At 55.5% G+C, this 14804-nt stretch carries 6 protein-coding genes and 1 pseudogene; 1 reads left to right on the forward strand and 6 read right to left on the reverse strand.

Translation table 11 applies throughout. The features are described from left to right. Positions 1 to 3: 3 nt before the first annotated feature. The 6 genes from INT20_RS00250 to INT20_RS00275 are packed head-to-tail and all read right to left on the reverse strand — an operon-like array spanning position 4 to position 14375. Complete coding sequence (locus INT20_RS00250; protein WP_193056243.1) at positions 4 to 1353, reverse strand: aminotransferase class I/II-fold pyridoxal phosphate-dependent enzyme; 1350 nt, start codon at positions 1351 to 1353, stop codon at positions 4 to 6. Next, a complete protein-coding gene (locus tag INT20_RS00255) occupies positions 1350 to 8699 on the reverse strand; it encodes a type I polyketide synthase (RefSeq protein WP_193056244.1) in 7350 nt (2449 codons plus the stop codon). Before INT20_RS00255 ends, INT20_RS00250 begins: the two co-directional genes overlap by 4 nt. Continuing rightward, positions 8696 to 10327 carry an LTA synthase family protein gene (locus INT20_RS00260; RefSeq protein ID WP_193056245.1) on the reverse strand — a complete coding sequence of 544 codons (1632 nt, stop codon included), beginning with the start codon at positions 10325 to 10327 and terminating at the stop codon, positions 8696 to 8698. The genes INT20_RS00255 and INT20_RS00260 overlap by 4 nt, the downstream gene beginning before the upstream one ends. Position 10328: 1 nt before the next feature. Further along, entirely contained in the window at positions 10329 to 11138 is an 810-nt protein-coding gene (locus INT20_RS00265) for an SDR family NAD(P)-dependent oxidoreductase (protein WP_193056246.1), read from the reverse strand. Next, positions 11135 to 12370, reverse strand: coding sequence for a capsule biosynthesis protein (locus INT20_RS00270; protein ID WP_193056247.1), 1236 nt, complete (start codon positions 12368 to 12370; stop codon positions 11135 to 11137). Before INT20_RS00270 ends, INT20_RS00265 begins: the two co-directional genes overlap by 4 nt. Position 12371: 1 nt before the next feature. Then, entirely contained in the window at positions 12372 to 14375 is a 2004-nt protein-coding gene (locus tag INT20_RS00275) for a capsular polysaccharide biosynthesis protein (RefSeq protein WP_193056248.1), read from the reverse strand. A 278-nt stretch (positions 14376 to 14653) separates the two neighbouring features. Here INT20_RS00275 and INT20_RS00280 point away from each other — a divergent pair. After that, positions 14654 to 14752 (forward strand): annotated as a pseudogene (locus INT20_RS00280) (diguanylate cyclase domain-containing protein); the annotation flags it as partial. Between the last annotated feature and the right edge of the window lie 52 nt (positions 14753 to 14804).

Below are 14804 nucleotides of genomic sequence, written 5' to 3' on the forward strand. Positions count from 1 at the left end.
CCGTTAGCTCTGTGCCTGGGCGAGCAGTGTAGCGAGTGCTTCTAGGGTTTGGTCGATATGTGCCTGAGTATGATCATAGGCAAGGAAAAAGCGTAGCCGGGCGCTCTTTTCCGGTACGGCTGGGTAAAGAATCGGCTGAACATTGATGTGGTACTGTTCAAGCAGCGTGTGAGAGAGGTGTGCTGCCAACGGTGAACTGCCCACAATGATGGGAACAACGGCTGCGCCGATGCTGTGCCCGGTATCCATGCCGTGTTTTTTGGCTTGCTGCAGGAAGTAGCGCGAGATCGAGTGAAGTTTTTCCACCCGTTCAGGCTCTTGCTGCATAAGCGCTAGCACTTTGATCGAAGGGGCGGCGACCTGGGCAGGCATTCCCACACTGTACAAGAAACCGGGCGCAAAGTAGCGCAGCGTTTCAACCAGCGCTTTAGTGCCCGCAATGTACCCGCCACAGCCGGAGAGCGTTTTGCTCATCGTGCCCATCCAGATATCCACATCACGTGGGTCGATGGCAAAGTACTCATGAAGCCCTAAGCCGTTATCACCCATAACGCCGAAGGAGTGTGCTTCATCAACCATCAGCCATACTTGGTGCCGCTTTTTGAGCTCGATAAAGCGAGGCAGGTCCGGGATGTCGCCATCCATGCTGTAAAGCCCTTCGATGACGACAATCACCCGTTCAAATTGATGACGGTGGCGGCTAAGCAAGGCATCGAGGGCATCGGGGTCGTTATGGGAAAACGACATGCGTTTGGCGCCGGAAAGCTGCGCGCCAACCAGTGAGCTGTTGTGAATATACTCGTCATGTAGCACGAGGTCTTTAGGCCCAAGCAGATAGCCAAGCGTTGATACGTTAGTGGCATGCCCGCTCACAAACGCGACCGCATCATCGACCTGGTACGCCTTGGCAATGGCGTGTTCCAGCTCCCGGTGAATAGGGCGCTCACCAGAAACGACTCGGCTGGCCGATACGGAGCTGCCGTAACGCGTCACCGCCTCGCAAGCGGCTTGGTTAACGCGCGGGTCACCCGAGTAGCCAAGGTAATTGTAGCTGGCGAAGTTAATGCACGGTTGCCCCTGAATAACGCTGGTTGCTCCGGCAATGCCTTCATGCACCTTAAAGAAGGGGTCTTTTAACCCCAACTGTTCAGCACCCTGGCGCAGCATGGCAAGCTGCTGGTAGCCTGGGTGGGCATCAAACCGCGTAAAGCGCTCGGGCACCGGATTGCTTGAGTCGTTGCCCTGTGAAGGGGCGGCAGCGTTGGACGTTGCGCGTGGCATCGTACGTGGCGTAGTACGTTTACGTGCTTGTTCCAACAGCTGCCGTTTTAAATCAGAGCGCTTAGCGGTCATGGTGTCTCGGTTGTCGATGATGTTGATGCTGGCTCGGTGAGCCCGCCTGCCCCGTGGCGAGCGGCCAGAGAGGCTAACGCATCTTGCGGTGCTTCTTCAACATCGTCGTCATGCTGATGGAGCTTTTGAATCAGCACACCCGCCAGCTTGTTAAGCGTTGAGGCTTCGCTAAGTATCATTACCGGCACCTGAACACCCAAGCGGTTCTCGATTGCTGTCATCAGCTCGACCCCCATCAGCGAGTCAAAGCCCATGTCGTAGACCGAGCGATTAACGTCAATCTTTTCCTCTTCAATTAACAGGATGCTGGCAAGCTCTGCTCGAAGCAGCTCTGTGACCGTACTATGCAGCTCTTCCGGTGAAAGCTCGGCAAGCAGAGCGCTGATATCGTCATCGGTATCGTTGCTGCTGTCGTCATCGCTGGCACGGGCAATCTCGTTAAAGCGTGGCGCATTGGCGGTCGGCAAGAAGCGGGCGAGCGCGCCCCATTCAAGCTCCAGTACGCCAAGGCTGGGGCCGGGTGATACCAGCATCTGCTCAAGCACGTTAAGCGCATCATCTGAGCGAAGGGCAGAACCGCCTAAACGCTCTTGCAGCGCGTCACGCGTGCGCGTGTTGCGCGCCAGGAAGCCGACATCTTCAATGGCACCCCAGCGTACACAGGTTGCAGGAAGACCGGCGGCACGACGATTAGCGGTAAACGCTTCGAGCCAATGGTTGGCGGCCACGTAATTGGCCTGACCTGGGTTGCCAAATAGCGTGGTCGCTGACGAGTAGAGGATAAAGAAGTCCAAGTGCTCATTACGCGTTAGCGCATCCAAGTGGCGAGCACCCTCTATTTTGGGCGCTAGCACCTTTTGAATGCGTTCGGCGTCCAGGTTACGAATCAAGCTGTCATCTATCACCGTGGCGGCATGCACGATACCGCGCAGCGGGCCCAGCTCATCCTTGGCGCGTGCTAACACGTTGGCCAGTGCATCGCGGTTGGTAATGTCGCAGGCTGCTGCCATTACCTGTACGCCCTGAGCATTAAAATCCGCAATAGCAGCTTGTGCTTCTTCGCTGGCCGGGCCGCTGCGGCTAAGCAGAATCAGTTGGCGAGCGCCTTTGCTTACCAGCCATTGGGCGGTTTTAAGGCCGAACCCGCCCAAGCCGCCGGTCACCAAGTAGCTGCCATCGTTTGATAGGCTCAGCGTTTCACGGCCCAGCGCTTCGTTTCTGGGCGGCGCAATAGGCTGCTCATAGGTAACGACGACTTTGCCGATCTGGCGCGCTTGCTGCATATAGCGGAAAGCATCGATGACCTGGCTATGGCTGAACGCGGTAAACGGTAGCGGGCTGAGGGTGCCGTCGTTAAACAGCGCCATCATTTCCCCGAACAACCGCTGGGTCAGCGCAGGCTGTACTTTCATTAGCTGATCAGAGTCGATACCGAAATAGCTTAAGTTATTGCGGAAAGGACGCAGGCCAATGTGGGTATTCTCGTAGAAATCGCGTTTACCCAGTTCCAGGAATCGACCAAAGGGGCGCAGGGCGCGCAGGTTTTGGTTGATGGCTTCCCCGGCAAGTGAGTTCAGTACGATATCGACACCTTCGCCCTGAGTGTCTTCAAGAATTTCTTCGGCAAAGGTGAGCGAGCGGGAATCATAAAGGTGCTCCACGCCCATTAGTCGTAAAAAGTCGCGCTTCTCTTCCGAGCCCACCGTGGCGTAAATTTCCGCGCCAAGCCATTGGGCAATTTGCAGCGCGGCAATACCGACACCACCGGCTGCGCCATGAATCAAGACTTTTTCACCTGGCTCCAGGCGTGCCAAGTGTTTAAGCGCGTAATACACGGTAAAAAACGTGGTCGGGATAGTGGCAGCGGCGGCGTAACTCACGCCTTCTGGAAGAGGCGCTATCGCGTGCTGACTGGCAATCAGCCGGTCACTAAAACTGGCTGGCCCAAAGCCGACGATGGCTTGCCCTGGGGCTACGTGAGTAACGTTGTCGCCCACGGCAATAACTTCACCAGAGAACTCAAGGCCCAGCGTGGGCCCCGCAAAGCCGTTCTCGATCGCTTCGTCAGAAAGCAGGCCGAGCGTGTACATCACGTCACGGAAGTTAAGCCCGGTAGCTTTTACCTTGACCTCAACCTCATCGGCCTTAAGCGCAGGTAACGCTCGTGGGCGCCACTGTAACTGGCGCAGCTGCCCGGGTAGCGCAAAGCCGAGGGTCATTGCTTGACGGGCAGGCGTACTAACGGTTTGTTGAGGTGCTGGTGCAGGCAAGGTGCGCAAGCGGGTGGCAAAGCGTTCACCGCCTGCATTGATGACGACTTCGTTTTCGCGGTCCGCGATAGTCAGCGATGCAGCCCATGTACTTAACGCTGCATCACTAACCTCATAGGGGATATCCAGCAAGCTGGCCGTATGACCCACGGCTTCATTGGCAAGCGAGCGGCCAAAGCCCCAAAGTGCTGCATCATCGGGTACGTTGTCGTGTGCTTGCTGAGTGTCCCAAAGCAGGCTAACACCTTGAGTGGTAAGCCATAGCGTTGCCGAGGTGAGTTTGGCCGCTTCCAGCGCCAGGCTCCACTGCTGGGCACGATAACAACGCAAGGTTTGCACGGCGGTGTCGCTACCGCCCAGGTCGCGTAGGTCAACCACATTCAACGTTTGAGCAGCCTCGCCCCATTCGCCGAGTGCATTTTGCAATAGCGCATCGGGTGCGTCGTCGCTTTGCTCAACCCGCACCTTGGCTTGGTGAGCGGTAAGTGCTTTAGCCAAGCGCGCCGCAAGCGCCTCGTTGGTCGGGTCGGTTATGATTAACTGACAAGGCGTGTTGGCTAGGCTTTCATCCGCCTGAGAATTGACGGATGTCAGAGGCAGCTGGGCATGCAGCAGGTAAGCGCCCGCCGCGCTTTCTTCAAGCTCGATAGGGGCTGAAACAATAAAGCCTTGGGCACTTAGCCAATCGCTTAGTGTGCTGTGTTCCAGCGCCGTCTGGTCGATGCCTGGCGTTGCCAGCACGTCGTCTAGCCACTGGCTGGGGGCTATACCCATCACCATAAGGTGGGCGCCAGGAGCCAACTGGGTAGGTAAGGCCTCAATCAACTGGCGCGTGCGAGCAGGTTGGGTGGCATCGGTACTGATGAAGGCGAGCTGGGCTTTTTCTGCGTTTGCTAACGTGTGTGGTGCATCATCCAGAGACTGCACATCAATAAGCGGGTAGCGCTCTTGCAGCTGTTCTGCCTGGTGACGTGCGCTGTCATGCGTCGTAACCACTCGGTAGTGGTGATTGCCTGCCTGGCCTGCATTGGCTAGCTGTTCCAGCAGACGCTGGCCCAGCGCGGGCGCGCAGGGGCCCGCTTCAAGCAGCTGCAGGCGCTCGCCTTGGCCCAATAGGGAAAGTGAGGCTTCGATCAAACTACCAAGCTCAGTGGCAAGCGCTTGCCAACCGCATTCGCCGATCAGTACACGATTTAGCCTTGCCATTAGCTCAGTGGTAATGCCCAGTGTCTCAAGCGATGTCGTACCGTTGAGTAGTGCATCACGGTGCAAGCCCAAGCGGCCCACCAGGTGAATCGGTGCAAAATAGTCGGGGTAATCCTGCACCAGCAGTTGCCAGATAGCCTCGGGCGCCAGTGCTTCCTCGTCACCTTCAATGGCATAGCCATGCTGGGTAAATGCTTCGCTTAGGCTATCGAGTAACGGAGCGACTTCCTGGGCGTAGCGTTGACCGGTATATGACGCGTAGTGGCCGCTTAGTTGTGCCAAACGGTTTAGGGCATCGGCCGCCAAGGGCAGTGGCTTGGCGTCAAGCGGCGCTGGCGTAAGCTCAATATCCAGATAGCTAAACGACTGATGATGCGCGCGGTTCAAACGAATCGCCTTGAAGCGTGTTTGGCTCAGCACGGCCACGGCGTTTCCATTCGCATCGTACAGCTCAAAATCTGCGGTAAACGAGTGGGGCGCGCGTTTGCCCATCACGGCGCGAGCCAGTACCGGCACACCCGCTTCGAGGTTGACCTGTATACGACCAACCCGAACAGGCACAAACGCAAGCTGTGCGGCAAATTCGCTGTGCTGCGCTAGCAAAGGGATAAACATCTGGAAGGCGCTATCCAGAATGCCGGGATGAAGGTGAAGCGTCGCTAGCTGTGCCTGCACGTTACTGGATAAATCGATGGCGCCGATGACGGCGTTATCTTCGATCCATCCGTGGCTAATTGCCTGGAAGGCAGGCCCATAGTGCAGGCCGATGCGCTCGGCCATTTGCAGGTGTTCCGTTAGCGTGTAGTCCGGTGCGCGCGAAGGCAGTTTAGGTGCCCGACGGTTGAGCAGAAAGCCACGGCTTTCGTGCATATTGCGCGCTACCGCGTTTAACTGCCATTCGTGACCATTGGCTGGTTCACGGGAGTGAATGGCGATGCGGCCATCTTCCGAATTGAGCGCTAAGCGCAGAGCACGACCATTAGGTCCATCCAGCAGGAGGGGGGCACGAATTTCCAGCTCTTCGATATCCAAAAGTGGGGTATCTTTTTGCTGTAATGCGGCGGCCAGGGTTAGCTCAACAAACCCGGCACCGGGGAACACCGCGCCTTCACCCACCACGTGATCAGCAAGCCAAGGCTGACGCTTAATGTCCAACTGGCTTTCCCAAGTGTGCTCTTGCTGCGCCAGAGGATAGCCCAGTAGAGGATGCTGGTAATAGCGTGAAAGCAGTCCTTGACTGTCTTGTGTGCTGTTGACCCAGTGCCGCGTGCGTTGCCATGGGTAGCGGGGCAGTAAGGTACGTTGGCCTTCCACGGGGAAGGCATGACGCATATCAAATGAAAGCCCGCTCAACAGTAACTGGCCAACGCTTTGCAGCAGTTGTTCAAGACCAGGCTTGTGCCGCTCAATGGTGCCAATTGCCAGCCCTTTACGCTCTTGCTGGCGTAGTGTTTCATTGAGGTAGCGGCGCAAAATGGGATGCGCGCCAACTTCTACAAATACGTTATAACCCTGTTGTATCAGCGCGGTGGCTGCGTTATCAAACAGGACCGGTTCGCGGATGTTTTTCCACCAATACGTGGCGTCAAGCTCAGTGCCCAGGCTAAGTTCACCGGTAACCGTTGAGTAGTAGGGCAGCTGTGTTTTGCAAGGGGTAATGTCGGCCAGGGCATCAATAACCCCCTGCTGGATGCTATCCATGGCGGGGCTATGGAAGGCGTAGTCCAGCGGTAGGCGCTTAGCGAAAGTGCCTTGTTCACTTAACGCGGCTTCAAGCTCGGCCAGTTGATCGCGGTTACCTGCCAGCGTGATGCCTTTAGGGCTGTTAATACCCGCGAGGCAAACCTGGTCAAATTCTGGCTTGGCAAGCCATGGCGCTATGTCTTCGGCGCTCATGGCGACGGCGCTCATTTCGCCCTTGCCACGGGTTTTGCCTTGATAAAAGCTGCGGAAATAAATGACCTTGACGGCGTCTTCAAGACTGAGTGCGCCTGCAGCCCAGGCGGCAGCGACTTCCCCGACACTATGCCCAAACACAGCGGTAGGCATGATGCCCTGCGCTTTTAGCCATTCTGTTAGCGCGACCTGTAGAGCAAACAGGGCTGGCTGAGCGATTTCGGTAAGCTCGAAGCGGTTCTCTCCGTTCTGCCCCTCAAGCTCAGCACGTAGCGAGAAATCGCCGTGCTGCTGAAATAGGCTGTCCACGCGGTCAATAGCATCGGCAAACACGGGGGCTGTATTGAGCAGTTCACGGCCCATGGTTTCCCACTGGCAGCCATTGCCGTCATAAACAAATACCGGGCCACGCGCATTGGGCAGTCGTTCCAGCGTGATCACATGCGGGGTGTCTTCGCCCTTGGCAAATTGGCTCAGCGCCGCTGCGGCTTCTTCTGGCGTTTGTGCAAAGCAAAGTGCGCCAAAGGTGTGCTGTTCACGGTGGTTAAACAGTGTATGGGCAACATTGTAGAAGGCGTCACTGCCTTCTATGAGGTGCTCTGCTAATAAGTGAGCGCTATCCGTAAGTGCGTCCTGGCTTTTAGCACTTAGCCGGATGGGCAGTGTATGAGCGGATGTGTGGCCAGCTGCTGCCGGTTTTTCCGGTGCGCTTTCTAAAATAACGTGGGCATTGGCGCCGCCAAAGCCAAACGAGTTAATCCCGATGACCAGGCGCCCCTCTTTTTTAAGAGGCTGCGCTTTGGTAACGACATGCAGGTTCCATTCATCAAATTTGATGCGTGAATTAAGCTTGCGAATGCCGATGGTCGCAGGCACTTCACGGTGTTGCAGGCTATAAAGCGCTTTGGCAATCCCCGCGACCCCTGACGCCGTTTCCAAATGGCCGACGTTACTTTTTATAGAGCCAATCGGCAGGGGGGCCTGGCGATACTTGCCCAGGGCTTCACCAATAGCACGGGTTTCTATTGGGTCGCCAACGGCGGTGCCCGTGCCATGGGCTTCCAGATAGTCGATCTCGTCGGGGCTGATGCCTGCCTGTTCGTAGGCGCGGCGCATTAGGTCAATCTGTGCGCTGGGGTTAGGTACCGTAATGCCTGATTTATGGCCATCGGTATTCACCGCCGAGCCAGCGACCACTGCGAGAATATTGTCGCCGTCAGCAATCGCCTGGTCGTAATCCTTGAGCAGGAAAAGCCCCGCGCCTTCAGAGCGCACGTAGCCATCGCCTGATTCATCAAACACCTGGCAGCGGCCCGTTGGCGAGAGCATGCTCGCCTTGGAGAATATAATGAACCCATAAGGGTGCAGATGAAGGCTGATACCCCCCGCCAGCGCCATGGTCGTTTCACCGCTGCGAATGGATTGGCAGGCTTGATGAAACGCCACCATGGATGACGAACAGGCGGTATCCAGCGACATGCTTGGGCCATGTAGGTCAAACACGTAAGAGAGACGGTTGGAAGCAATGCTTGACGTGTTACCCGTCGCGGTTGACGCATCAATGGCCGCCATGTCATCCGCCATGCGATACGAGTAGTCAAGGCTGGCGACCCCCAGGAACACACCGCACTGACTGCCGCGTAAGCTGCCGGGGACGATGCCGGCGCTTTCGATGGTTTCCCAGGCGAGCTCCAGCAGCATGCGCTGCTGTGGGTCCATATTGGCCGCTTCGCGGGGCGAAATACCAAAAAACTCGGCATCAAACCCGCTGATGTCGCCAAGGCTTCCTGCCGCAAAGGTAACGCTGGTGCCTGGGTGGCGCTTGTCGGGGTGCAAAAAAGCCTCATGGCTCCAGCGGTCAGAGGCCACTTGGGTGACCAGATCTTTTTCGGCTTGCAGGTCCTGCCAGAACGTTTCAGGGGTGGTGCCGGGGAAACGATGGGCGGCGCCGATAATGGCAACGCGTCTAGTCATTCTTGCTCCTGAGGTTCTGGTTCTGCCTTGATCACATCGCTACTTATATCGTGTCCAAACGCTTGTTTAAATAGCTGGACGCCAAGTTCACTGGCGGTTAACGCGCACGTGTCATGCTGTTCGGGCATAAAGTCGTTCGACCACTCTTTAGTCTGCGTCGACCATATCATGTACGGCGTAGTGCCAGCCGGTAACGAGAAGTGCTCATACGCTTCGGGCAATATAGGTACATGATCACCATACCAGCCCAGCAATCCTGGCCGCTTATGTTCATCCAGCGTGCTTTTAACGCTAGCCAACATTTTGTCGGCCTCGCCTAGATGGCGCAAGTACACGGCTAAATCGTGTAAATGTGCAGGTAGCGGCCAAGGCGCTGTGGGCAGTGCAGCCGCAAGGCTTTCCTGGTGAGGTGCTTCCAGGTGCAACGGCCCATGGTTTTCCATGGTAATCACAAATATAAAAAGAGGCCCATTATCGCTATCTTCAAGCAGGCGTCCAACCTTTCGTGCAACGGCCAGGTCGCCGATGTACTGGCCTTGCTTGTCGCTACTCTCAAAACCAGTGAGATCGATAAACTGGTCGAACCCTAACGGGGGGATCACTTTATGGCGCATATAAAAGCTGGCAGGGTAGGGGTGAACGCATACCGTACGGTACCCCGCTGCCTTAAACGCACTGGCCAGGCTTGGCAGTGGGTGGCGCGACAGCGTGCGATAGGGGTTAAATTGGCGCGGGCCCCACGCGGCCGGTGAAAGTCCGGTAAGTACTGCACATTCGGTACGCACGGTATTAGCACCCCATGCGGGCACCTTCAGCTCGCCATGCAGCTGCGCTTGTAAGCGCGTAGCATCAAAATTCTTTAATAAGCTGTCACTAATGTCAGGGTGCCAGGGGCGTGGGTCGAAAAAGGATTCGCTTTGCACCAGTACGACATTAGGACGTACGTTCGATGTTGCGGTGAGGCGACTGGCTTCAATCTTTTGGGTTAACAGATAAAACGGGGATTGTTCAGGCGCGGGAGGAGATGAGCGCATAAGGGCGATGCCATAGGCCCATAGGCTTGCAAATAATCCCAAACGATTTATGTCATCTACCGGGTTCAATGTGGTGGGAGCGAGTGCCCGCCAGCCCAAGGCGATAAGCGGCGCACCTATTGCGATGAGTAAGCCGCAGAGAGTGATAAAGCGTTGCCCGCCCCACTGAGATACGAGCGAAGGTTCCCAGTACAGAAACGCTCCGATGGCTGCGGCTCCCGCGCCAATGGCGGCTATGGCAAGGCCGGTCCCAAAAAAGGGCACATAAAGGCGGGGGTGGAGGATGGCATCCCAAAAGTACTCAAAATCGTGGCAGATGAACGGCTCACAGAGTGTGCGAAATTTTGTATTACTGGATTGAACGACCACCAACTGAAGCGCCAGAATAAACACCACCGCAAACCAGGGCCGCTGAAGCACCAGAATAAACGCGCCAAATAGCAATAGCCAGCTGCCTACATGGACGCAGTTGGCCGCCAGGCCACGCCGCCAAAGCGGCTGAGGGCGAGGGTTAAGGAGGGCTTCGAAGATGATCGTCCCCATCCCTCCAACCAGCAATGGCCAAAAAAGCGCAAAGGGCAGCGAGGCTGTCATATCAATCGCTCCCTGAATGGTCAGTATGATTAAAGCCCAGGCGTTTGATTAGCCATTGTGAAATAGCGGCCGGAAGTACGGCCAGCCACCAGGTGCCAAAATTGAGTGGGAACGGAAAGCTGATACGAGCCCGGTTTGCATCAATGCCCCGCTTAATCACATTGGCAGCTCGTTCTGGTGGCCATTCAAAAGGCTTGGGGCCTGGCATGGCATTGCACATGGGCGAGGTTACATAACCCGGCATTACGACCGTTACCCCCACACCATGAGGGGCCAGCAGCCCGCGTAAGCCTTCCCCATAAGCCTTAATCCCTGCTTTGCTGGCGCTGTAAGTGGGCGTGGTAGGCAGGCCGTGCCAAGCGGCGAGCGAGCTAATCAACACTAACTGCCCGCTGCCTCGTTTTTGCATGGCAGGCACCAAATGCTGGGCCATGGCGATGGGTGTTTTCAGATTGATATCCAGAAGCGCTTGAACATCGTCCCAGGGCTCCAATGCCCCGTTTGGTTGGGGATGGGCGTTCTTGCCAGCGGTGGCGATCACAATATCAGGCAGGTGTTCTTTACGCAGTGTATGAAGCCACTGCTTGAGTGCTTCTTCATCGACCAGGTTAACTGAGCTGGTTGTCACCTGAGCGCCCAGCGCTTGGCAAGCATCCGCCAGGTGGGATAGTGCGTCTTGTTGCCTGCCATGCAGCACCAGGTGAGTACGTGGAGCGGCATAGGCGCGTGCCAAGGCACCACCTATAGCGCCGGTTGCTCCCGTAATCAGCACGCAGCGCTCAGGTGTGGTGAGGTTTGGAGCGGTACTCAAAGTAGTTTCTCCAACGGCGACGGGCAGGCTTCCAGTATGTGCGCTGCATTGTTAACGGCCAGGTCAATGCTTGGCTGGCAGTAAAAACCGCCGTTCACTTGAACGCTATGCATCACCGTATTACGAAAATAGGTGAACAGCGCTTGGCTTGGCGGCGGCGGCCGATTCCAAAACTCGTCGAGGCTACCTTCATAGGTAAGCCCGGCAAGATTGTAAATGGGGTCGCTTAGCGCAAACGTAGGGCACTGTTTTTCCAAAGAAACAAAGCCGACAGTGCTGTTAACCGTCACGGTGCCCACTGCATGTTTAATTAGCAACTCCAGGTTGCCGGACTCCAAATAGACGATACGACCTGGCAAGCCGTAAAACTGGGCAAGCTGTTCAATAATCCTGGTGTAATTGACCAGCCCCATATCCAGTGGGTGATTCTTGATGCAAAGCAGGGCATCGCTTGGTGCATGTTCGGCAAACGAGCCCATCACATGATCTATCACTTCTTGCATATTGGCATAGGGTGAGTGGTCACGAATTTGGGCATCGGTATTGAGCTGAAGCGGCAGCATAAAGTAGGGCTTGGCGCTTTCAATCAAGGTTTTTATGCGTTGGGCATCCTGCTTTTTCCACTTCCTTAATAGCGCAAAGCGTTTGATATAGCCTGCGTATTCAACCGGCGCAGTAATCGGTGCATGGTTCCGGTAGTGCGGTGCCACCAATGGGTTGGCTAACCCCGCCAAGTGATAACTGACATCGTGCATGGCGCGGATCTTAAATGAAGACCTAAAACGCACCGGTGGGGGTAACTGGGGTAGCGCCTTACCCGTTTCATAAAACCAGCTGGGGTCGCGGGGTAAGAGCGAGTGACCATTTACGCCGTCGCGCTCAAGCGTTACCCAAAATGGGCGAAAGTAGCCCTCTTCAAACACGTGGGTGCGTACCCCTGCCGCAGGGGCGTTCTCTACCGCGGGCCGGTGGATAGGGCGGCGGTCACCGAACATGACCTGGTCGGTAATCGCATGGCGCTGCCAGAGCGATGCTATGTAGTCAGGCAGTTCACTTAATGATTCACGAAACAGGTAGTTTTCACTGTGGGTACGTTGCCAGTAAGCAATATCGCCAGCGTTGAAGTTAACCTTTACGACGCGGTGCCCGTCCTCTGTCAAACGACGTGCTAAACGTTGATAGAAGGGCGAGCAGACCCCTTGTAAGAATAAGAATGCGCGCTTTGACTTCAACTCAGTGTCTTCCAATCAATAAATTACGGTAAAGCCGGTAGAGGCGCTGCTTCCATGTCAGCGTCGGTTGCTGTGTGCGTGCCTGCTCTAAAAGGCTAACGGCGGTTTCCGCATTACAGAGCTGACGGCTCGAGGGAGCGACGTAGCATGGATACAGAATTAGCGTGCCCGCCACCAATGCTTCCAGCGTTAAGGCGCGAGAGCGGCGCGGGCAGTGCATAGCATCCTGTGTTAACCCCCAGCCTGCGTAAAACGGCATACCATACGTATGTACTTTGCGGTGACGTAATAGCGCCTCGAAGCCTGTCAGCGAGCTCATGGTATGAACCGCATCGACGCGCTCAAGTAGCGTGGTGATTTCCACGTGGCTGGCATCCAGATCATACAGGTGTTTAGTATCGGGTTCGAGTGCTCCGATGCGAGCACCGCTGACCACGTCGGGATGTGCCTTATAAATAATAAATGCATGGGGGTGAGTACGGCGCACCTCACGTAAAAGCGCGCTGTTGGTACGAATATGCGGCGAGCCGGTGGCAATGGATGCATCACTCTCGACCTGGCCGGGTACGAGTATTATCAGCCGGTTATCGGGCAGCTCGAGAGTGTCGTGTCCGCGCACGTTATATTTGGAGAGCTTTAATGCCACTAAGCGCTCTCGTAGTTGGCCAGCACGCTCTAGTAGATCATCACTAAAATCGGAATATTCAAGCAGCGACTCCAGGTCACTGGGTTGGCTTGGGTCGTAATAAATCCCTTGAGCATCAATGACCAGTGAAAGCGGTTGAGTAAGATCAACCCCCAGGCCTACAGAACGAATAAAGCCATCTTCAATCCGCCACAAATGGGGCATCAGTGCGGCGTGCTGCTGCTCGAAGGTGTGATCAATACGGCTAGACCACACTAAAAGCTTTTGTGAAGGTGGCGCCTCAGGCAGCGCTTTCTGGTACGTAAGCTGTGCGGCACCGCCTAAAAAGTCATGAATAAAGCGTCGCTTCCACGAGGAGAAGCCACAGCCTATCCACTTGCCGCGTAGCCGCTCCTGCTGGCGCTTTTGGTCGGCAATTAGCGCAATGGTCTCCTCTAGCGTGGCAGGTTTTAGCGTATACGGATTGGCATAGCGCGTATAACGCAGATAAGCCGCCGCGAATACTTCATGGAGCGTGCGCTTTGTATGTCGTCGCGAGCAGGCTAGCCGGTCTTCGGTGAGCCCCCAGCCTGCGTAAAAGGGCAGGCCAAAGCAGTGAACGCGTTTGCCCGCCAGCAACGCTTCAAAACCGAGCTGGCTGGTCACGACATATACAGTTTCAACCTGATCAAATAATGCCCAAGGGTTAATGTCTTTGCTGATCACGCGGCAGCGGGGGTGGTTTTGCGCGCTGAGCAGGTGGCCCTGTTTTTTACCTGCGATAACATCCGGGTGAATCTTGACCAGAATCTCAGCCGTAGGGTGGTCGGTAAGCGCTGTTGCCAGCATCTGCTCGAAACTATCCGCATTCGCTCCCCCAAACTCAATAGAAGCATCGCCTGCGGTTTGATCAACAACCAGCACTCTCTCTTGGGGCGAATTGCTTGAAGCAGGATCTGGCGCGTGGTTGTACTTGGATAGACGATAGCGCGCAAGCTGCTTAATGCACCGCTCGGCCTGGTTGATTTCGTCGGTAGTAAAAGTGGCGTTGTTAAGCCAGTTTTCTAAATCGGAAGGTTTTGAGGCATCGTAATAAATACCGGTGTGATCAACGACCAGGCTATGCCCTTGATAGCCCGCTACTCCCAGCCCAAGCGAGCGCAAAAAGCCGTCTTCCAAAGCAATATAGGGTAGCTGGCGGCGCTTGGCATACCGCCTTGCCTGAAGGCTTGATGGCTTTAGTCCCCAGCCAATCACGACGTCAGGTTTGTTTTGCAGTGGTCGTAAGTAAGAAAAGTGGCTAAATTCAGGCAGCAAGGCAGGTAGTGCGCTAATTTTTCCGATACCTGATGAGGTAAAGCCAGCCGTTTTATTTGCCATGGGTATTGTCATTCGTAACGGAACAAAAAGTTAGGCGAGCGAACATACGTGAAACAGACCCGCTTATCAATTAGCCACTGCAAGTGCTTACAGGACTAAAGAAATTTGTGTTTATAGTCACGACGCTGAATAATCGTTTAAATTTAATTTAATGCGGCGCGATAAAATCTGCTGTTTTGATAGGGTGGTGTAATAGAAACAAGGTGTTAGGGCCGTACAGTATACTCCAGACGTATGCTTAAGTTTGGCTTGCCAATTGGGTAATTGGACGTTATTTACCTATAGTGGCGTGGGAAGTACGGCGTAGCGACCACGTTGCCCGCCAAGGGGGCGATGAATTTGGCGTGTTACTGCCAAGCTGTACACTGGGGCAAGCGTAAACCATTGCGGCACTGTGCCAGGCAGCCAGGTGTCGGTTATCCACTCAGG

Origin of the sequence: Halomonas citrativorans (genome assembly GCF_014898005.1) — a bacterium.
Lineage (GTDB): Bacteria > Pseudomonadota > Gammaproteobacteria > Pseudomonadales > Halomonadaceae > Vreelandella > Vreelandella citrativorans.